Here is a 21,223-nt window from a genome sequence, read left to right as displayed (position 1 = left end):
AATATAAGTCTTTTTATTTTCTATCATAGGTGATTACAGTCCGCAACATTTCTAAGTATAAAGAAGAATATCCTACGGTCATTACCATAGGCACCTTTGATGGTGTACATATTGGCCACCTTAAAATACTTAACAAAATCATAAACCATGCCAAAAGGACGGCATTAAAATCTTCTGTACTTACATTTTTTCCGCATCCTAGAATGGTTTTACAGAAAGATACCAACATTAAACTGTTAAATACAATAGACGAAAAGATTACTATTTTAGAAAAACTTGGTCTTGACGTTCTTATCATTCATCCATTTACCAGAGAATTCTCTAGACTTACGGCAACCGAATTTGTTCGGGACATTCTTGTAAACACCTTAAATATCAAAAAGGTGATTATTGGTTACGACCACAGGTTTGGACGAAATAGAACCGCGAACATATCAGATTTAATCACTTTTGGAAGTACTTATAACTTTACGGTAGATGAAATTCCTGCTCAAGAAATTGATGATGTTTCTGTAAGTTCAACAAAAATTAGAAAGGCGCTTGAGGATGGCGATATTGAAACTGCCAATAGCTACTTAGGCTATGAGTACATGCTTACCGGTACAATTATAAAAGGCAAGGGCATTGGCAAACAGTTAGGCTACCCTACCGCTAATCTTTATATAGCCGAAGACTACAAACTAATACCAAAAAATGGCGCATATGTAGTTAACAGTAGTATTGCCGATAAAACTATTTACGGAATGATGAATATAGGCTATAACCCTACCGTTAATGGTACTGAAAAATCAATTGAAATCAATTTTTTCGATTTTGATGCAGATTTATACGATCAAAAAATTCAAATTAATATTTTGGTTCGTTTAAGAGATGAGCATAAATTTGAATCTATTGAAGCTTTAAAGGCTCAATTAGCCAAAGACAAAGAAAAATCAATAGAATTTATTCAGCGGTAATTATGTTAAACAGGTTGTTATTTCAACGTATAGATAATAGCCCACTAATCATCTTTCGTATTTTTTTTGGCATACTCGTGTCACTTGAATGTTTTGGTGCAATTGGCACAGGTTGGGTAAAAAGAAATTTAATTGACCCAAAATATACTTTCCCTTTCATAGATTTTGAATTTCTACAGCCACTACCTGGCTATGGCATGTATTTCTATTTCGGCATAATGGGTCTGCTAGGTATTTTCATCGCTATAGGGTTAAAATACCGTGCAAGTATAATAACATTTACAGTTTTGTGGACAGTAACTTATTTGATGCAAAAGACTGCCTATAATAACCATTACTATTTACTCATATTAATTTCATTTGCCATGTGCTTCTTCCCCGCAGAAAGGTACAGGTCATTAGACGTTAAAATGAATCCGAAATTAGAATGCAATTCAATGTATTCATATGTAAAATGGTTTATAGTACTTCAATTATTCATTGTTTATGTGTACGCCTCTATTGCTAAAATGTATGGCGATTGGTTAGACTTCAGCACTATTGAAGTGTTAATGAGGTCAAAAAAAAGTTATTGGTTGGTTGGTGAAATTTTGCAAGAACCTTGGATACATAGTATCATTGGTACCGTAGGTATTTTATTTGATTTACTAATTGTACCTGCGCTACTCTGGAAACCAACTCGTAAAATAGCTTTCTTTATATCAATTTTCTTTCATCTATTTAATTCGATTATTTTTCAGATTGGAATTTTTCCGTATTTATCAATTGCTTTCAGTGTTTTCTTTTTTGACCCAGAAACCATTCGTAAAATATTTTTCAAAACAAAAGCTCCCTTTGCCGCATCATATACATCCGTGCCAAATTATGGAAATACACTCATATTAGGGGCAAGCTTATATTTTATAATACAGTTGATATTACCTATTAGACACCATGCAATAGAAGATGATGTACTTTGGACTGAAGAAGGTCATAGAATGAGCTGGCGAATGATGCTACGTAGTAGACATGGAAAAGGTACATTTAAAGCAATTGAAACAACTACTAAGCAAGTATTTATCATTGACCCAAAAGAGTATGTTACACGTGCGCAAGAGCGAAAAATCTTTGCCTACCCAGATTTTGCTTGGCAATTTGCCCAGTATTTAAAGAAAGAATTTGCAGAAAAGAATATGAATGTTTCTGTTCATTTAGAAAATTCTAAAATCAGCATTAATCGGAAACCTTATGAATCTTTCATAAATTCTAAAACAGATTTGGCTGCAGAACCATGGTACCGTACAAAACATCATGAATGGATTCTACCTTCCAGCTACTCCAAACTTAAAAAATAGTTACAAAACTGTTTAGTCTTTAAATACCAGTAATAATTATAAGATTAACGTAAATTTGCATCCAAATACAATACACCATAATGTTACAAATACAGACCATTAGAGATAACAAAGAAGACGTTATCCTTGCCCTTGGAAAAAGAAACATAGATGCAGAACCATTAATTGAAAAAGTACTTCAGTTAGATGAAAACAGACGTGCCGCACAAACTAGTTTGGACAACGTTTTGGCAGAATCGAATAAAATTTCCAAAGAAATTGGCGTATTATACAAAACAGGAAAAGTTCAAGAAGCTAACTTATTAAAAGAGCAAACTGTTAAGTTAAAAGAAGAGTCTAAGCAATTAGGCGAGGATCTAAACACAGCAGAAGAAGAATTACAGACACTTTTATACCAATTACCTAATGCACCACATGCATCTGTTGTTAAAGGTTCTACTGAAGAGGATAACGAAGAGATTTTTAATGAAGGTGAAATACCTACTTTAGATTCAGGAGCAATGCCACACTGGGAGCTTGCTAAAAAATATGACATTATAGATTTTGAATTAGGTGTAAAAATAGCTGGTGCAGGTTTTCCTGTTTATAAAGGAAAAGGAGCTCGTTTACAACGAGCATTAATAGCCTACTTTTTAGATAAAAATACCGAAGCAGGATATACTGAAATTCAGGTACCGCATTTGGTAAACGAATTATCTGGTTATGGCACAGGACAGTTACCTGATAAAGAAGGACAAATGTACCACGTAACCGCAGATGATCTTTACTTGATACCAACGGCAGAAGTTCCTGTTACCAATATATTTAGAGATGTTATAGTAAACGAGAACGATTTCCCTATTACATATACTGGTTACACGCCTTGTTTTAGAAGAGAAGCAGGTAGCTATGGAGCACATGTACGTGGTTTAAACCGTTTACACCAATTCGATAAAGTTGAAATTGTTCGTGTAGAACACCCTTCAAAATCATATGAAGCTTTAGACGGCATGGTTGAACATGTAAAAAATATTCTTAGAGAACTAAAACTACCTTACCGCATTTTACGCCTATGTGGTGGTGATTTAGGATTTACAGCTGCACTTACGTTTGATTTTGAAGTATTTTCAACTGCACAAGACAGATGGTTAGAAATTAGCTCTGTTTCAAATTTTGAAACATACCAGGCTAATAGATTAAAACTACGTTTTAAGGATGAAAACGGAAAGAATCAACTAGCCCATACATTAAATGGTAGCTCATTAGCATTACCTCGTGTTTTAGCAGGTATTCTAGAAAATTATCAAACTCCTGAAGGTATAAAAATACCAGAAGTATTGGTGCCTTATTGTGGTTTTGATATGATTGATTAATCTTACGACTTTAATCATCGCTTAAAAGTTCTAGCACCTTTAAAGGAGGATTGTAGTACATACAGTACTCCTTTATTAATATTTTTCTGTTTTTTTATTTTGATAAACTATAAGCTGTTGAATCTATCCGATTTAGCCCTTAATCGAACTTATTACTATCTAAATTAAATAAAAAGATCAGTTATATTAATTAGGTTTTTGAATATCCTATACTATCATAAATCATATTACTTTATGGTACATGAAAAGATCAAAAAAATAATCCGACTTTGTTGTTCATATTGAACTAGAACAAAAATTTCAGAAAACCCAAAATTCAAAGAAGATTTTGATAGTTTAACTCCCGATCGTCAAAAAGGATACATACTTCATATTCAACAAGCCAAACAATTTACTACACGTACATCTAGAATTAAAAAGAATATCGAAAGAATATTCATCGGTAAAGATTTACATGATTGTGTTTGTGGTTTATCTAAGATAAATGCCCAAATGCGATGGTTCGCACAACAAATCCTAAAAGACCTCTATTTTAAAATACCTAGTTTGTTACCATCTCCTTAACAACATCTTACGTCATTCTACTTATCTTTGATTATGCGTTTTATCATTTTTCTAATTTCATTTGTTACCCTGTCTACGTTCACCTATGCCCAAGATGATTTCTTGGCAAAGCAATATTTTGCTGATGGTGATTTTGAAAAAGCAGTAGTTTTTTATGAAAAGCTTGTGGGGAAAAATCCGCGAAGAACGGAATATGTACAAGATTTAGTTTCATGTTATCAGCAATTAGAGCGTTACCAAGATGCTGAAGAGTTTTTAAATGAGCGCTTAAAAGACCGCAACCCCTACCCTACACTATTAATAGATTTGGGCTACAATTATAATCTTCAAGAAAAAGAAGACACAGCACAAACCTATTACGATAAAGCACTAGATATAATTCCTAAAAATCCGAATTACGGATATGCCTTAGGTCTTCAGTTTCAAAAATATAGTTTACTGGATATGGCTATAAAAGCCTTTCAAAAATCAATGGAACTTAATCCTGCTTTAGATTTCAACTTTCAACTGGCTAGAATTTATGGTGAACAAGGTAATGTAGAAGCCATGTACAATTCTTACCTAAACCTTGTAATAGACGGTAAAACATCAAAATCTAATATTCTAAGAAGTATTGATGATTTTGTATCTGAAAATGCTGAGGATAAAAACAACCTCCTATTAAAAAAAGTATTATTAGAACGCGCTCAAAAGAATCCCGATATTCTATGGAACGAATTACTGAGCTGGCTCTTTGTTCAACAAAAGCAATACAATAGTGCTTTAAGACAAGAGAAAGCCATTTTTAAACGGATGAACGGCAGTTCTACTTCTAGGTTAGAAAATTTAGGTAAAAGTGCTTTAGACACTGAAGAATATGAAGTAGCCAAAGATATTTACAGCTATGTCATCGATAATACAAATAATAAAATTACCCAATTAGATGCAGAACTAAACCTAATTGATATTGAGTTATTAGATGTTTCAAACAATCAGTTAGATGGTATTCAAAAAAAATATGATGCGCTCATAGATGATTTTGGATACAAATCCCAATCGTTACAATTACAAGTTGCATACGCAAACTTTCTAACGTTTAAAAAAAATGAACCGGCACCCGCAGAAAAAATATTGAAGAATAGTTTAGAATTACCCTTAAGTGATAGAGGCACGGCATATCTAAAACTAGCGTTGGGCGATATTTTAGTGTATAACAAAAAGTTCAACGAAGCACTTATCTATTTTTCTCAAATTCAGCAAAAACTAAAAAACGATGTTTTAGGTCAAGATGCCCGTTATAAAGTGGCTCAAACAAGTTTTTACAAAGGCGATTTTGACTGGGCATTAACTCAGTTAAAGGTATTACGAAGTTCCACTTCGCAATTAATCGCAAACGATGCCATGCAGTTGAGTTTACTTATTTCAGATAATTCGCTTGAAGATTCTACCCAAACAGCATTAAAAAAATATGCGCGAGCAGACTTTTTAGCTTATCAAAATAACACAGGCGAAGCTATAAAAGTCCTAGATGATATTTTAGAAAACCACAAGGGCGAAAAAATTGAAGATGAAGCACTTTTAAAGCAAGCGCAATTATTTGAAAAGCTAAAGAAATACGAAGAGGCACAATTAAACTATCAGAAAATAATAACCTTTTATAGAAATGGTATTTTAGCCGATGATGCTTATTTTGCACTTGGCGAACTATATAGAAAAGTACTTAACGACCCTTTAAAAGCAAAGGAACAGTACGAGAAAATAATCTATAACTATCAAGATAGTTACTACTTTCCTGAAGCCCGAAAGAACTTTAGAATTTTAAGGGGAGACTCCATAAATTAAAAACACTGTTCATCTAATATGTATTAAGACTTAGTTGACCTAACTTTGCAATACAATTTGAACTTTGATTTTAAGGCATGTACATATATAACGTTACCACCAACATAGAAGAAACAGCTCACCATTTTTGGGTAAAATGGATGAAAGAAACCCATATTCCCCAAGTACTTTCAACAGGTAAATTTTTAAGCGCAAAATTTACCAAAGTTCTGGTTGAAGAAGACATGGGAGGCTTTACATATTCCGTTCAATATACGGTACCTGACAAAGAAACATTAGAAAGATATTATGAAGAAGATGCACCTGCTTTAATTGAAAGTATTCAAAAGAAATTTGCTGGTCAATTGGTTTCTTTTAAAACAGAACTAGAAGTAGTAGATGAGTACTTTGTACAACGTGCTGCAGCTACACATTATTTGTTTACTTACGGAACATTACAAGAAAGAGAAGTACAATTAGGTGTTTTCTCTAGACCTTTAAATGGGTTTGAAGATGAATTGCCACAGTACATTATATCTAAAGAGAAGGTAGCAGACCTCTACCCTACCTTGCTACATACCGGAGTTAAAGAAGATATTATAAAAGGTCAAGTATATACCCTATCTCATCAAGAATTGCAAAAAGCGGACAAGTATGAAGGAGCAGCATATGAAAGAATTCTAATTCAATTGGCTTCAGGAAAAAACGCATGGGCGTATATTGCAAAATAGAGTGCCGTTAAAAACAGGTTATGGGAACGAAAAGAAAGAAGAATAAAGGTGATAAATATGCTCATAAAAAGCACTATGAAAAAGGTCCTGTAAAAGCAAAAAAATATCTAGGTCAGCACTTTTTAAAAGATGAAGATATTGCTAAGCAAATAGCGGAAACCTTATTACAAAAGGACTATAAAAATGTAATTGAAATAGGTCCGGGTACTGGAGTACTAACTAAATACCTTCTTTTAAGAGATAGTAATTTAGTTGCAATGGATTTAGATACAGAGTCCATCACATACTTAAATGAAACCTTCCCGCTAGAACATCCTAAAGCATTTGAAGGCGAAGGCACTTTTAAAGTTATTGAAGCAGATTTTTTAAATTTTGATATTTCGACTTTGTTTGGTGAAGAGCAATTTGGTATAACAGGTAATTTTCCTTACAATATTTCAACCCAGATTGTTTTTAAAATGCTAGAGCTTCGAACTCAAATTCCTGAATTTTCGGGTATGTTTCAAAAAGAAGTTGCGCAACGTATCTGTTCTGCAGAAGGCAGTAAAGCTTATGGCATTCTTTCGGTTTTGGTTCAAGCATTTTATGACGCTGAATATTTATTTACCGTAGAACCAGATGTTTTTGATCCTCCACCAAAAGTACAGTCGGGCGTATTACGATTAACGCGTAAACCTGAATTTGAACTTTCTTGCGATGAACAATTACTATATAGAGTTGTGAAGACGGCTTTTAACCAACGTAGAAAGACGTTACGTAACAGTTTAAAAACATTTACCTTATCAGATAATCTAAGAGAAGATACTATATTTGATCTTAGACCAGAACAGTTGGCTGTTGCCGATTTTATAGCATTGACGAAGAAAATAGCAGATGACACCCTTTAAACTAACAGAAGAATTTGTAGAAGAAATAGAACAGCTCATTGATCAAAACAATGATACTGAACTAAATTCTATGTTAGGTGCCGTGCATTATGCCGATGTTGCTGAAATCATCAATGAACTAGATGAGAATCAAGCTACCTATCTAATCAAATTACTTGGCAGTGATAAAACGTCAGATGTTTTAACAGAATTAGATGAAGATGTTCGTGAAGCTATATTGGGTAATCTATCATCTCAAGAAATAGCTAGTGAATTAGAAGAGTTAGATACCGATGATGCCGCAGATATTATTGGGGAACTACCAAAAGAACAAATACAAGATGTAATCTCTAAAATTGAAGATAGAGATCACGCAAAAGACATCGTAGATCTTTTAAGATACGCCGAGGACTCTGCTGGTGGACTTATGGCAAAAGAGCTTGTAAAGGTCAATGAAAACTGGAATGTTCTTACTTGTGTGAAAGAGATGCGTGCACAGGCAGAAAATGTTACTCGTGTACATTCTATTTATGTAGTAGATGACGAAGACAAATTAAAAGGTAGGCTTTCGTTAAAAGATTTACTTACGACTTCTACAAAAACCCATATTAAAGATGTTTTCATTAAAAATGTTGATGCAGTAAATGTTAATGAAGATCCAGAAGAAGTAGCTAGAATTATGACCAAGTATGACCTTGAGGCCATACCTGTAGTTGATGAAATAGGTAGATTGGTTGGTCGTATTACTATTGATGATATTGTAGATGTTATTAAAGAAGAAGCCGAGCGTGACTACCAAATGGCCGCAGGTATTTCTAGAGGGGTAGATTCTGATGATAGTATTTGGGAGCTTACAAAGGCACGTTTACCTTGGTTAATTATTGGTATGTTCGGTGGTATTGGTGCCGCCAGTATAATAAGTAGTTTTCAAGAAGTAATGAGTACTTTTCCTATACTGTTAATTTTTGTTCCATTAATTCAGGCTACAGCAGGTAATGTTGGTGTACAATCATCGGCTATTATGGTACAAGGTCTAGCCAACAATACCGTAAAAGGGGAAATTTTAAACAGGCTACTTAAAGAATTTACGTTAGGTCTAATTAATGGTGTTGCCATTGCCGCCATCGTATTGGTCATTAGCCATTTCTTCTTTCATACTAGTTATTTAATATCAATAACCCTTTGTGTCGCCCTAATATCAGTTATTATTATTGCCGCATTAATCGGCACCTTTATACCTGTATTTTTAGACAAAAGAGGCGTTGATCCAGCAGTAGCTACCGGTCCGTTTATAACTACAGGAAATGATATTTTCGGAATTTTAATCTACTTCTCTATTGCAAAATTGATTTTAGGCATTTAATAAACAGCTCATCTTCTTTTTAGAATACTGGCGCTTTGCGTATCTTACTATAATCAATTTTCTAAAAAAGAATGTCAACCATTTTTTATCCTATTAGGATAAAAACAAACACATTTATGAAGAGTATTAATCTTAAAGAAAAATATGAACTAGTAAGTGGGTATTGGCATCCACATCAAATTGGTGTTGTTGATAACATGCAAGTACTACTAGCCAAGTTAAAAGGTGAGTTTGTATGGCATTCACATGTCAACGAAGATGAACTTTTCCAAATTGTAAAAGGCACTTTACACATGCAATTTAGAGACCGTACAGAGATAGTAAAACAAGGAGAGATAATTATTATACCAAAAGGCGTTGAGCATTGTCCAATGACCAAAGATGATGAAGAAGTGCACGTAATGTTATTTGAAAAATTAAGTACTTCCCATACAGGAAACGTACAAGATGAAAAAACACAAACAAACTACCCCGAAATATAATTTAGATTAAATGAAAGTATTACACGTAGATATAAATCACCCATTAATAATTGAGCAATTTTCTGAATTAGGTTTTCAGAACGATGAAGACTATAGCTCTACTAAAGAACTGATTGAAGCTAAAATTGAAAATTACGACGGACTCATTATTCGCAGTAGATTTTCAATTGATGCCAAATTTTTAGACAAAGCTAAGAATCTGAAGTTTATAGGTAGATTAGGTGCCGGACTTGAAAATATTGACACCAAACATGCTAAATCGCTTGGAATTTTTCTTGCTGCTGCTCCAGAAGGTAATCGTAATGCTGTTGGCGAACACGCTTTGGGCATGCTATTATCGCTTTTTAATAAATTGAATACTTCGGACAAGGAAGTTAGAAGCGGAAAATGGGATAGAGAAGGCAACCGTGGTATTGAATTAGAAGGAAAAGTTGTAGGTATAATTGGCTATGGCAATATGGGGAAAGCCTTCGCAAAAAAGCTAAAAGGTTTTGATGTAGATGAGGTTATTTGCTACGATATTCAGGGTGGTGTTGAAGATGAGAATGCTAGGCAAGTAGGTATTATAGAATTTCAAAACAGAGCAGATGTGATTAGTTTACATGTACCACAGACAGAACTGACTATAGGTATGGTAGATTCTGAATTCATAGAAAAGTTCAAAAAGCCTATTTGGATAATTAATACAGCACGCGGTAAATGTATTAAGACATCAGATTTGGTAGCTGCCTTAAAATCTGGCAAAGTTCTAGGTGCCGGTTTAGATGTGTTGGAATATGAGAAGGCATCTTTTGAAAATATGTTTACAGGTGATAACTTACCAGAAGCATTTAAATACTTAACAAACTCTGATCAAGTAATACTATCACCACATGTTGCTGGTTGGACAGTTGAAAGTAAAATTAAATTAGCACAAACCGTAGTAGATAAAATTAAAGCAAAATTCGAGAGTTAATATGCAATACAAAGCCAGCACGCCAAATGAATACATTGCGCAATTACCACAAGAACGTCGTGTAGTAATTGAAAAACTAAGAGGTATAATTATGGGAAATTTACCTAAAGGTTTTGAAGAGCAAATAAGTTATGGCATGTTAGGGTTTGTAGTACCACATTCTTTATATCCATCTGGTTATCATGTTAACCCAGAACTACCTCTGCCATTTATTAATTTAGCTTCACAAAAGAATTTTATCGCCCTTTACCACTCAGGTATTTATGCAGACAATGTGTTAATGAATTGGTTTATAGACGAGTACCCAAAACACTGCAAACTTAAATTAGATATGGGTAAAAGCTGTATTAGATTTAAAAAAATGGACGATGTTCCTTACAAGTTAATTGCGGAACTCTGTACCAAAATAACAGTGGGAGACTGGATTTCTAAATATGAAACAACTATAAAAAAATAAAAACCTAAAGCGATATGAAAAAAAGGGTAACAGGTTTAGGAGGATTCTTTTATAAAACGAAAGACCCAGACCATGCTAAAAACTGGTATAACAAACATTTAGGGTTGGACACTGATCAATATGGCTGTACATTTTGGTGGAAAGATAAAGAAGATAATGATTGTTCTACCCAATGGAGCCCAATGAATGATGATACTGATTATTTCAAGCCTAGCCAATCGAGTTTTATGATGAATTTTAGGGTTGAAAATCTTGTGGAATTATTAAAGGTTTTAAAAGAAGAAGGTGTTACCGTAGTAGGCGAAATTCAAGAATTTGAATACGGAAAATTCGGTTGGATTTTAGATCCCGACGGAAATAAATTAGAACTTTGGGAACCAATTGATAAAGCATTTTTGTGATGTTTAAATAATTGCTACATTTATCGCTAATAATAACCACCAAAAAACAACTAAAATGTCAGACGAGAATAAAGATTTAGGAGACAAAGCAGAAGATGCTTTTGACAACGCTAAAGAGTCAGCCAAAGAATTTTCAGAGGATGCGAAAGAATCTGCAAAAGACTTTAGTGAAGGAGCTAAAAAAACGGCAAATGAATTTAGTGCAGGTGCCAAAGAAGCATTCAGCAATGCTGGAGGAGAAAACAAAAAAATGTTAGCTGGGATTTTAGCAATAATTTTAGGCTGCCTAGGTATTCATAAATTTATATTAGGATATCAAAAAGAAGGTATTATAATGTTGGCAGTTACATTAGTAGTGGGTTTCTTTACCTGTGGCATCGGTGCTTCAGCTATGGGACTAGTAGGTTTAATTGAAGGTATCATCTATTTAACAAAATCAGATGAAGAATTTTACAATACATACCAAGTAGGTAGAAAACCTTGGTTCTAAATAAAAAAAGTCGGGTAAAATACTATCCGACTTTTTTTATTACATTTATTATCGTAATATTGCAATATATAAATATGATATGGGCATTACTAAAACACAAATATTCAATGTAGAGCAGAATAAGCTAGCGGTTATTTTTAAAGTACTGTCCAATCCTGCCCGTATTGCTATCTTACAATATATAAGTCAGCAAGACTCCTGTATCTGTAATGATATTGTTGATGAAATAGGATTGGCACAACCAACTATCTCACAACATTTAAAAGAACTAAAGAGTATTGATTTAATTAAAGGTGAAATAGAAGGTAAAAAAGTCTGCTATTGTATTAACCTACCTAAATGGACAGAAATACAAACTTTACTGAATACATTCTTCAACACCACTAAAAGCAATTGTTGTTAATTAAAAACTATAGACATGAAAACAAATGAATTTTTAACCTTACTAAAGGAGAACACTGATAAGAGTTTAGTCTTTGAATATGCTCCTGGTCAACTAGTAGGTGCAAACTATCACATAACTGAAGTAAAGAATATTACCGTTGATTCAGTAGATTGTGGTGCCGGTACAGATTTCTGGAAAGAAACTATTATACAATTATGGGAAAGTCCGCAGGAATTAGGCAAAAGAGACTACATGACCGCCTACAAAGCAATGGGCATCTTAAATAAAGTGGATAAAATAAAACCAATGGAAAAAGATGTTGAAGTAAAATTTGAATACAGTAATTCGGTATTTCATACGGCTCAACTATTTGTATTATCACATCAAATTAAAAACAATCAAATTTTAATGCTTTTAGGCATTGAAAAAACCGATTGTAAAGCAAAAGAAACTTGTGGTATTCCAGAAACTACTGAACAAGTAGCAGAAACTTCTTGCGCTCCTGGTAGTGGCTGCTGCTAATTAAATTACGATATGAGTGAAATGACAATAAGACCAATGTTAGCAACAGACTGGGATTCTGTTGCTAACATTTACAAAGAAGGTATTGAGACAGGGGTAGCGACTTTTGAAACCAATACCCCTTCATTTGATGCTTGGCATAAAGCTCATATGTCTACATGCAGATTTGTTGCCGAAAACAAGAATGAAATTTTAGGATGGGTCGCTCTATCCCCTGTTTCCAATAGATGCGTGTATGGAGGTGTTGCTGAAATAAGTGTTTATATTTCAGCCAGTAGTAGAGGAAAAGGTGTCGGTAAATTATTATTGGAACACGTAATTAGAGCTAGTGAAAAAGAGGGGATTTGGACACTACAATCTGGCGTATTCCCAACAAATCATGGTAGTATTAAATTACATAAATCAGCAGGTTTTAGAATGATCGGTACCCGAGAACGTGTTGGTAAACTACATGGAAAATGGATAGACAATATTCTATTTGAAAGACGAAGTAAAGTTGTTGGTGTAGATTAACTATTCTTCTTTCTCTGTATTTTGAGATTCTACCAATCTGCGTTCCAGCTCCGCTTGAAATTCTTCCATTACAGGTTTTACTGTACTCTCAGGTAAATCGGATATTTTAATATACATTAGTCCGTCTACAGAATTATTAAACAAAGGATCTACATTAAATGCAACCACTTTTGCGTTTTGCTTTATATATTTTTTAATTAAAACCGGCAGACGTAAATTACCTGGCTCAACCTCATCTATCAATCTATCAAACTTATTAAGGTCGGCTTGCGTTTCATCAAAAACAAATTCCTTGTCCGCATCTTTCAACTTCACCTTAAACTCTTTTTTAGGTCTTATATATTGCGCTACATAAGGATCCCAATAATTAGACTTCATAAACTCGATCATTAAAGATTTCGAGAAATTGGAAAATTGATTGCTTATACTAACTCCGCCAATTAAGTACTTATGCTCTGGAAACCTTAAGGTGGTATGTACAATTCCTTTCCAAAGTAAAAATAATGGCATTGGTTTTTGCTGATATTCCTTAGTGATATAGGCACGTCCCATTTCAATGGAGTGTTCCATCATATCATATAACTCTGGTTCTACCCTAAACAGATCCTGCACATAAAAACCATCAATACCATGCTGAGGAAAAATCTCTGACCCCATACCCATTCTGTAGGCACCTACAATACATTTAGCTTCATCGTCCCATAAAAACAAGTGATGGTAGTACGTATCAAAACTATCTAAATCAATAGCCTTATTAGTTCCCTCGCCAATTGCTCTAAAAGTTACTTCACGTTGTCTTCCTATTTCTTTCAAGATAAAAGGCATGTCCTTTTCCTTTGCTAGAAACACTTCGTAATTTTTACTTTGTAATAATCGGCAATCTTTCTCTCTAAGTTTTTCTATTTCACCCTCCATTACCTCTTTACGCACCGCTGTGGCAATTTTCTTTGGTTGCTTAGGTATTTTAAGTGATGTTGGTATTTGGTCTATTAAACGCTCTTTCTCGTATGCATTTGACAACATATAAGTCTTACGGCGCAGTAATTCTGTATACTCTTGTAAACTTTCCTGCTCATTTTGTGTAGCAACAGAAATGGGCTGACCTATTCTTACTTTTATTGGTCTATTTCTTTGAGAAAAGACTTGTGAAGGAATCATAGCTGTACGCAAAGAATCTCCCAACTTAGAAATACGATAAAATAGAGAGCTGTTCTTGGCATGAAAATAAATGGGAACTACAGGAACACCTGCTTTTCTAATTAATTTTATAGCAGCTTCTTCCCAAGCTTTATCAACAATTAACTTACCATCTTTATGGGTAGAAACCTCGCCCGCAGGAAAAATTCCTAATACATGACCATCTTTTAAATGTTCTAATGCTTTTTTAAAACCTGCTAGATTACTTCTGGCATCTTTATGTTCGGTAAATGGATTTACAGGTAAAACATAAGGTTCTAAAGGTACCATTCTCTGCAACAGAAAATTGGCCATAATCTTATAATCGGGCCGTTGTTTAAGCATTAACTTAAAAAGCAAGATACCATCAATAGCACCCAATGGGTGGTTACTAATGGTTACATATGCTCCTTCCTTTGGTAATCGCCTATAATCTTCCTCAGGAATTTCATAATCAATATCAAAATGCTCTAATATTGCATTGGCATACTCTTCACCTTCTAAATGTGCAATGGTATCGTAATAACGATTAATACCAGACAAACGCGTAACCTTCAGCAGCACCCAGCCAATAAAAGTACCAAACACGCCATACTTGGCAAGATTGATAGCTTTGGCAATCTCCTTAGCGGTAACTAAACCCATATATCATCCTCGATTAGACTGTAAATATAGGAAAATAGCAGAAGCAGCTTTGCTTTTAGAAAACAGGAAATGCAAAGAAATTACTTTACTACGAGCTGTACAGTTTCGGTTCCACGCTGTTCTAATAATAGCTCATGCCCATTCTGTAAGGTTTCAAGAGCTTTATTATTAAAATGACGAATAGTGTATAAAGAAACATTCTCGTGGTGCACCACTTTAAACTTACTCTTTAACTGCTGTAATAGCGCTTCCAATCCTCCAAATTTATTATCGATACAAACTGAAAAACTAATGGCTGAATTTTGAATTAAACCAACCTTAATTTTATGCTGATGAAATAATTTAAAAAGTTCACTGATACTATCCTCTACAATAAAAGAGAAATCAAGTGATGATAATTTCATTAAAACCTGATTCTTCTTTACTATAAAACAAGGCACTTTTGGCTCAATACCAACCCCTTTACCAACTGTGGTTCCTTTACCTGATGGATTTAAAAACGATTTTACGTGAAGTGGAATTTCCTTTCTCTGTAAAGGTTGTAACGTTTTTGGGTGAATTACAGATGCCCCATAAAACGCCAACTCGATAGCTTCCCTATAAGAAATATTATTTAGTAATTGAGTTTCTTCAAAATACCGAGGATCCGCATTTAAAACTCCCGGTACATCTTTCCAAATAGTAACAGAATCGGCATTTAAACAGTAAGCCAAAATAGCAGCAGTATAATCGGACCCTTCACGACCTAAAGTAGTGGTAAAGTTGTTATCATCACTACCCAAAAAACCTTGGGTAATATTCAGAACTTTTTGATCTATTTTGGTAACATTACTTTGGGTACGTTCCCAGTCTACCGTAGTATCTCTATAAGTACTATCCGTTTTAATAAAATTTCTTACGTCTAACCAATTATTAGTAATACCTATTTCCTTAAAATAAGCACTTATAATAGTCGTAGACAGCAACTCGCCATATCCAACAACTTGATCGTACACGAAGTTATAATTAGGCGATTTATTCCAAACTAAAAAGCCATTAATTTCATCTACTAGCACTTTAATTTCCTTATAAATGGAATGCTGTGCGTTTGGAAACAATTCTGATACTATACTATGGTGATAGTCTACCATTTCAGCAACTTTAGATGGTATCTCTTTTTTATCGTTGAAATAAGCATTGATAATATCTTCCATGGCATTGGTAGTCTTACCCATTGCCGATATTACCACTAGTGTATTCTCATACCCTACTTCTTTTAAAACCTCAACTACATTTTTAACCGCATTTGCATCTTTAACCGATGCTCCTCCAAATTTAAAAACTCTCATACTCAATTTATATCTATAATTTTTTAATTCATTTTCTATTAAGCGATTGCGCTTAAATAATTTTTTATTCCAGTTTCATCCAATTGAACAACATCCCAATCTCGCATTACTTTGGCACCCTTACTTTCATAAAAACCAATGGCTGGTTCATTCCAATCTATAACTTCCCAACATATTCTTTTTACACCAAGGTCATTTCCATATTTAACTACCTCATCTAAAAGTGCTGTACCCAAACCGGTACCACGCATGTCTTTGGTTACAATTAAATCTTCTAAATGTATTACCGCCCCTTTCCAAGTAGAATATCTTGGGTAAACCAAAGCCATACCAACAATTTTTTCATTTTTCTCAGCAACAAAACAGTGAAACAATTTCTGTTTACCAAAACCATCTTCTTCTAAATCTTGAACACTTACTTCAACGGCATCATCTTCCTTTTCAAAAGTGGCTAATTCTTGAATTAATTGAAGCACCTGCTTCATGTCTTCTCTTTGGGCAACTCGAATTATATAGCTCATAATTGTTACAAATAAAACACAAAGTTATAAATTTAAAAAATGTAATTAAAACCAAAATTGAACGTTTAACAAAATACACGATATTTGTATATAACCATAAACTAAGAAATGTCTCCAAAAAGAAATCAGACCCTAGGGGAGTTTATTATTGAAAATCAAGATTCCTTTCAATATTCCTCAGGTGAATTATCAAAACTTATCAATGCCATTAGATTAGCTGCCAAAGTTGTAAACCATGAGGTTAGTAAGGCAGGTTTAATTGATATTTTAGGCGGTGTAGGTGAAACTAACATACAAGGCGAAGATCAGCAGAAACTAGATCTTTTTGCAAATGACAAGTTTATACAAACCCTAAAGAATAGAGAAATTGTTTGCGGTATTGCGTCTGAAGAAGAAGATAGTTTTATCAGTATCAACAGTAATGATGATAACCATCAAAATAAATATGTTGTTTTAATAGACCCATTAGACGGTTCATCTAACATTGACGTGAATGTTTCTGTGGGTACCATTTTTTCTATTTACAGGCGGGTTACCCCTATTGGTACACCTGTTACCATGGAGGATTTTCTACAGCCCGGTCACAAACAAGTTGCAGCCGGTTACGTAGTGTATGGCACCTCTACTATGTTGGTTTACACCACAGGTGATGGTGTAAATGGTTTTACCTTAAACCCGGCACTAGGTACTTTTTATCTATCTCACCCTAACATGAAATTTCCTGAAAATGGCAGAATTTATTCGGTAAACGAAGGAAACTATGTTCATTTTCACCAAGGTGTAAAAGATTACATTAAATACTGTCAAATGGAAGAAGATGACAGACCTTATACTTCTAGATATATAGGTTCTTTAGTTTCTGACTTTCACAGAAATATGATTAAAGGTGGTATATATATGTACCCAAAAAGTAGTGTTAGTGAAAGCGGTAAATTAAGATTGTTATACGAATGCAACCCTATGGCTTTTTTAGCCGAGCAAGCAAACGGAATAGCTATAGGCGGTAAAAATCGTATTATGGATATTCAACCAACAGAACTCCATCAACGGGTTCCGTTCTTCTGCGGAAGTAGAAATATGGTAGAAAAACTACAAGAATTCTTAAATAAGTATCATTAAAAAAAGGGAGCTAATTGCTCCCTTTTTTATTTCTTTTTTTATAAAACTTAATGCTTTACAAGATATAAGTAATCGTCAAAATCTAATTTACCTCCAAAAATGGCAACTGAACGCTCAATAATACTATCTGCTTTCTCACCAGTAAAACCTAAACCAATAGCATACTTTTTAATTAAGATTCTCTCTTCGTCATCAATTTCATGATCAGAATAAACAATTCTGAACAAATCATACAAACGCTCTAATCTTTTCTCAGAATCCGGAGTAGAATCAATTGGATACTTATTTTCTTTTCTTAAAACCTCTTCATACTCAGACTCGGTTATATCTAGTTTACTAGCAAACCGATCTAACAACTTTCTTTCTTCAGTACTAATTTCACCGTCAATAGACGCTAAAGTTGCCAAAGCTGCAAAATGAGCTAAGTTTCTTCTGTGCTCACCACTAGTATATAAATCTGCAAAAGACATATCTTATTTTTTAATTATTGAGCAAATATAAATTTTTTAGAGGTCATAGTTTAGTTTGTCATCAACTTTGTTTGCATGTGAAATTTGTAACTTGACATTGCTATGAAAACTCCTCTATTACAATTTACAGATAATGGCATTTATTGCGAAAAAGCTAAAGTTTACCTTGACCCATGGAAACCTGTAGACCATGCAATAATCTCACATGGACATGCCGACCATAGTAGGTATGGTCATAAAAAATATATTACCCATCATAGAAACGTTCCAATTATTCTGCATCGATTAGGCGAAATTAATGTTGAAGGAAAAGAATGGGGAGAGTCTTTTGTTATCAATAATGTAAAATTTAGTCTTCACCCAGCAGGTCATATTATTGGCTCATCACAGATACGAGTTGAGCATAAAGGCGAGGTTTGGGTATTTACTGGAGATTATAAAACTGAAAACGATGGTATCTCCACTCCGTACGAACCCATTAAATGCAACACGTTTATTACCGAATGCACTTTTGGTTTGCCGGCATTTAAATGGACACCTCAAGCAGAAGTTCTAGAAAATATAAATAATTGGTGGGCAGAAAATAAAGCCGAAGGCAAAACATCAATTCTTTTTGGGTATAGCTTAGGTAAAGCACAACGTCTATTAAAATATTTGAATACTGATATTGGTGAAATATACACCCATGGTGCCATTGAAAATATGACAGAGGTGCTGCGACCTTTGGTAGACTTTCCAAAAACAACACTTATTACTAGAGAAACGAAGAAAGAGCAATTGTTGGGTAATATTGTATTGGCACCACCAAGTGCACATGGCAGTACATGGATAAGAAAAATGGTACCATATGTAACTGCTTCCGCAAGCGGATGGATGACTTTTAGAGGCGCCCGAAGAAGAAGAGCAATTGATAAAGGCTTTGTATTAAGTGACCACTGCGATTGGCCAGGACTTTTAGAAAGTATTGAAGCTACAGGAGCCGAAAAGATTATTTGCACCCACGGATATACAGATATATTTTCAAAATACCTTCGCGAACAAGGCTATGATGCCCGCACCGAAGCAACACAATATGGAGAGGAAGAAATAGAAGCTGCCGTAGCTTCAAAATCATCTATAACAGCATGAAAAACTTCGCACTCCTTATAAAAACACTAGATAGTACCAATAAGACTACTATAAAAGTACAGGCCTTAACAGACTACTTTCTAAAAGCCAGTGACGAGGACAAAGTTTGGACAATTGCCATACTCTCGCATCGTAGACCACCAAGACCGGTGAACACTACCCTACTTAGAACTTGGGCATCAGAATTAGCTAATATTCCACTTTGGTTATTTGAAGAAAGTTACCATATCGTTGGTGATTTAGCCGAAACTATCGCTTTAGTGATACCAGCGGCAAATCAATCATCAGATAAAAGCTTAACGGTTTTTCTTGAGGAAATGATAGCCCTAAAAAAGAAGACAGATGATGATAAAAAAGCATATCTCTATGAAAACTGGAAAATGCTTAACTATTATGAACGTTTTGTTTTTACAAAACTCATTACTGGCGGATTCAGAATTGGCGTTAGTCAGAAATTAATGACCCGCGCATTGGCTAAAGCAACTGAAATAGACGAGGATATTTTAGCTTATAAATTGATGGGGAACTGGGACCCAAATACGATATCTTTTCAACAGTTGGTTCTCGAAGAAAACGAAAGCGATTACCTATCTAAACCTTACCCTTTTTATTTAGCCTATGCTATAGAAGGCGAAGCAGCAGATTTAGGCGATATAAATGAATGGTCGGCAGAACATAAATGGGATGGCATTCGCTCTCAGGTAATTCTTAGAAATGATGAACTATTTGTATGGAGCCGTGGAGAAGAATTGGTAACGGATAAGTACCCGGAGTTTAATGAATTTGTAAACGTTATACCAAACGGCACCGTTATAGACGGAGAAATTCTACCTTATATTGAAGGAACTATCGGTACTTTCAATGATTTACAGACGCGTATAGGTCGCAAAAATATATCAGCAGCACTCTTAAAAAAAGTTCCTGTTATTTTAAAAGCCTATGATATTTTAGAATGGGAAGGTAAAGACATTCGTCAGCTACCTTTTATTGAGCGTAGACATATATTAGAGAATATGTTTAAAAACGTGGTATCTGAACAGAATCAAGCTAAGATACCATTACATCTATCTGAAACAATGCATTTTAATTCTTGGATTGAATTGGCAGATGAACGAGATCGCTCTCGCGAAATGCATAGTGAGGGACTCATGCTTAAAAGAAAGGATTCTCCTTATTTAGTAGGCAGAAAAAAGGGTGATTGGTGGAAATGGAAAGTAGACCCATTAACTATAGATGCGGTACTTACTTATGCTATGCGCGGACATGGAAGACGAAGCAATCTTTTTACAGATTACACTTTTGCTCTTTGGAAGGATAATGAAGAAGGAGAAAAGGAACTGGTAACGTTTGCAAAAGCATATTCCGGACTAACCGATGCAGAATTCAGAAAACTAGATGCATGGATAAAGAAAAACACCTTAGAAAGATTTGGTCCTGTACGCAGTGTTATTCCGCATCATGTATTCGAAATCGCTTTTGAAGGTATTGCATTATCAAAACGTCATAAAAGTGGTATAGCCACACGTTTTCCAAGAATGTTACGATGGCGAAAGGACAAGAACATTCACGAAGCGAATACGTTGGATGATTTGAAGAACTTAATTCCGAGCGAAGCGAAGGAATCTGTTGAATAAAAAACTAATAGTTAATTTACATCTGTTGATT

Annotated in this window: 23 protein-coding genes; 19 read left to right on the top strand and 4 right to left on the bottom strand. The window is 34.3% G+C overall.

Features of this window, described 5'->3' with window-relative positions:
- The first annotated feature begins 29 nt into the window (after nt 1-29).
- The 16 genes from BM296_RS05595 to BM296_RS05520 all read left to right on the top strand — a co-directional run bounded on the left by BM296_RS05595 (nt 30) and on the right by BM296_RS05520 (nt 13,171).
- A complete protein-coding gene (locus BM296_RS05595; RefSeq protein WP_091901997.1) occupies nt 30-956 on the top strand; it encodes a bifunctional riboflavin kinase/FAD synthetase in 927 nt (308 codons plus the stop codon).
- A 2-nt stretch (nt 957-958) separates the two neighbouring features.
- Nucleotides 959-2,290 carry an HTTM domain-containing protein gene (locus BM296_RS05590; RefSeq protein ID WP_091901995.1) on the top strand — a complete coding sequence of 444 codons (1,332 nt, stop codon included), beginning with the start codon at nt 959-961 and terminating at the stop codon, nt 2,288-2,290.
- Nucleotides 2,291-2,370: 80 nt separating this feature from the next.
- Nucleotides 2,371-3,642 carry a serine--tRNA ligase gene (gene serS / locus BM296_RS05585; RefSeq protein WP_091901993.1) on the top strand — a complete coding sequence of 424 codons (1,272 nt, stop codon included), beginning with the start codon at nt 2,371-2,373 and terminating at the stop codon, nt 3,640-3,642.
- A 297-nt stretch (nt 3,643-3,939) separates the two neighbouring features.
- The gene (locus BM296_RS19775) at nt 3,940-4,206 is read left to right on the top strand and encodes a YdeI/OmpD-associated family protein (RefSeq protein WP_218157879.1); all 267 of its coding nucleotides are present in this window, start codon (nt 3,940-3,942) and stop codon (nt 4,204-4,206) included.
- 33 nt (nt 4,207-4,239) lie between these two features.
- Nucleotides 4,240-6,027 (top strand): tetratricopeptide repeat protein, encoded by a 1,788-nt coding sequence (locus BM296_RS05575; protein ID WP_091901992.1) that lies wholly within the window; start codon nt 4,240-4,242, stop codon nt 6,025-6,027.
- Nucleotides 6,028-6,104: 77 nt separating this feature from the next.
- A complete protein-coding gene (locus BM296_RS19730; protein ID WP_091901990.1) occupies nt 6,105-6,737 on the top strand; it encodes a DUF4286 family protein in 633 nt (210 codons plus the stop codon).
- Between the two features lie 20 nt (nt 6,738-6,757).
- The gene (rsmA, locus tag BM296_RS05565; protein ID WP_027065166.1) at nt 6,758-7,624 is read left to right on the top strand and encodes a 16S rRNA (adenine(1518)-N(6)/adenine(1519)-N(6))-dimethyltransferase RsmA; all 867 of its coding nucleotides are present in this window, start codon (nt 6,758-6,760) and stop codon (nt 7,622-7,624) included.
- A complete protein-coding gene (gene mgtE, locus BM296_RS05560) occupies nt 7,611-8,966 on the top strand; it encodes a magnesium transporter (RefSeq protein WP_027065167.1) in 1,356 nt (451 codons plus the stop codon). The genes rsmA and mgtE overlap by 14 nt, the downstream gene beginning before the upstream one ends.
- 116 nt (nt 8,967-9,082) lie before the next feature.
- Nucleotides 9,083-9,448 carry a cupin domain-containing protein gene (locus BM296_RS05555; protein WP_091902954.1) on the top strand — a complete coding sequence of 122 codons (366 nt, stop codon included), beginning with the start codon at nt 9,083-9,085 and terminating at the stop codon, nt 9,446-9,448.
- 10 nt (nt 9,449-9,458) lie between these two features.
- Nucleotides 9,459-10,403 (top strand): 2-hydroxyacid dehydrogenase, encoded by a 945-nt coding sequence (locus BM296_RS05550; protein ID WP_091901988.1) that lies wholly within the window; start codon nt 9,459-9,461, stop codon nt 10,401-10,403.
- Between the two features lies 1 nt (nt 10,404).
- On the top strand, nt 10,405-10,860 hold the full coding sequence (locus BM296_RS05545; RefSeq protein WP_027065170.1) for a DUF1801 domain-containing protein: 456 nt from the start codon (nt 10,405-10,407) through the stop codon (nt 10,858-10,860).
- Nucleotides 10,861-10,874: 14 nt separating this feature from the next.
- Nucleotides 10,875-11,261 (top strand): VOC family protein, encoded by a 387-nt coding sequence (locus BM296_RS05540; protein WP_091901987.1) that lies wholly within the window; start codon nt 10,875-10,877, stop codon nt 11,259-11,261.
- Nucleotides 11,262-11,316: 55 nt separating this feature from the next.
- Complete coding sequence (locus BM296_RS05535; RefSeq protein ID WP_091901985.1) at nt 11,317-11,751, top strand: NINE protein; 435 nt, start codon at nt 11,317-11,319, stop codon at nt 11,749-11,751.
- Nucleotides 11,752-11,830: 79 nt separating this feature from the next.
- Nucleotides 11,831-12,154: an ArsR/SmtB family transcription factor gene (locus BM296_RS05530; protein ID WP_027065173.1), complete on the top strand. Its 324-nt coding sequence runs from the start codon at nt 11,831-11,833 to the stop codon at nt 12,152-12,154.
- Nucleotides 12,155-12,169: 15 nt separating this feature from the next.
- Nucleotides 12,170-12,658, top strand: coding sequence for a DUF6428 family protein (locus BM296_RS05525; protein ID WP_091901983.1), 489 nt, complete (start codon nt 12,170-12,172; stop codon nt 12,656-12,658).
- A gap of 12 nt (nt 12,659-12,670) precedes the next feature.
- Nucleotides 12,671-13,171: a GNAT family N-acetyltransferase gene (locus BM296_RS05520; protein ID WP_091901982.1), complete on the top strand. Its 501-nt coding sequence runs from the start codon at nt 12,671-12,673 to the stop codon at nt 13,169-13,171.
- On the opposite strand, the gene BM296_RS05515 is transcribed toward BM296_RS05520, so the two are convergent.
- The 3 genes from BM296_RS05515 to BM296_RS05505 form a co-directional block, all read right to left on the bottom strand.
- On the bottom strand, nt 13,172-14,992 hold the full coding sequence (locus BM296_RS05515) for a lysophospholipid acyltransferase family protein (RefSeq protein ID WP_091901980.1): 1,821 nt from the start codon (nt 14,990-14,992) through the stop codon (nt 13,172-13,174).
- Between the two features lie 80 nt (nt 14,993-15,072).
- On the bottom strand, nt 15,073-16,320 hold the full coding sequence (locus tag BM296_RS05510) for an aspartate kinase (protein ID WP_027065177.1): 1,248 nt from the start codon (nt 16,318-16,320) through the stop codon (nt 15,073-15,075).
- Nucleotides 16,321-16,358: 38 nt separating this feature from the next.
- Nucleotides 16,359-16,841, bottom strand: coding sequence for a GNAT family N-acetyltransferase (locus tag BM296_RS05505; RefSeq protein ID WP_091901978.1), 483 nt, complete (start codon nt 16,839-16,841; stop codon nt 16,359-16,361).
- A 108-nt stretch (nt 16,842-16,949) separates the two neighbouring features.
- Between BM296_RS05505 and fbp the strand changes: the two genes are divergently transcribed.
- Nucleotides 16,950-17,960 carry a class 1 fructose-bisphosphatase gene (fbp, locus tag BM296_RS05500; RefSeq protein ID WP_027065179.1) on the top strand — a complete coding sequence of 337 codons (1,011 nt, stop codon included), beginning with the start codon at nt 16,950-16,952 and terminating at the stop codon, nt 17,958-17,960.
- Between the two features lie 47 nt (nt 17,961-18,007).
- Here fbp and BM296_RS05495 read toward each other — a convergent pair whose 3' ends face one another.
- Nucleotides 18,008-18,430, bottom strand: a complete 423-nt coding sequence (locus tag BM296_RS05495) for a tellurite resistance TerB family protein (RefSeq protein WP_027065180.1) — start codon at nt 18,428-18,430, stop codon at nt 18,008-18,010.
- Between the two features lie 102 nt (nt 18,431-18,532).
- Here BM296_RS05495 and BM296_RS05490 point away from each other — a divergent pair, with 102 nt between their 5' ends.
- Nucleotides 18,533-19,558 carry a ligase-associated DNA damage response exonuclease gene (locus tag BM296_RS05490; RefSeq protein WP_091901976.1) on the top strand — a complete coding sequence of 342 codons (1,026 nt, stop codon included), beginning with the start codon at nt 18,533-18,535 and terminating at the stop codon, nt 19,556-19,558.
- On the top strand, nt 19,555-21,192 hold the full coding sequence (locus BM296_RS05485) for an ATP-dependent DNA ligase (protein ID WP_091901975.1): 1,638 nt from the start codon (nt 19,555-19,557) through the stop codon (nt 21,190-21,192). The genes BM296_RS05490 and BM296_RS05485 overlap by 4 nt, the downstream gene beginning before the upstream one ends.
- Nucleotides 21,193-21,223: the final 31 nt, after the last annotated feature.

This window comes from Maribacter stanieri (assembly GCF_900112245.1).
GTDB classification, from domain to species: Bacteria; Bacteroidota; Bacteroidia; order Flavobacteriales; family Flavobacteriaceae; genus Maribacter; species Maribacter stanieri.
Note: the sequence above shows the minus strand (reverse complement) of the source record. Positions and strands in the feature narration are given on the sequence as shown.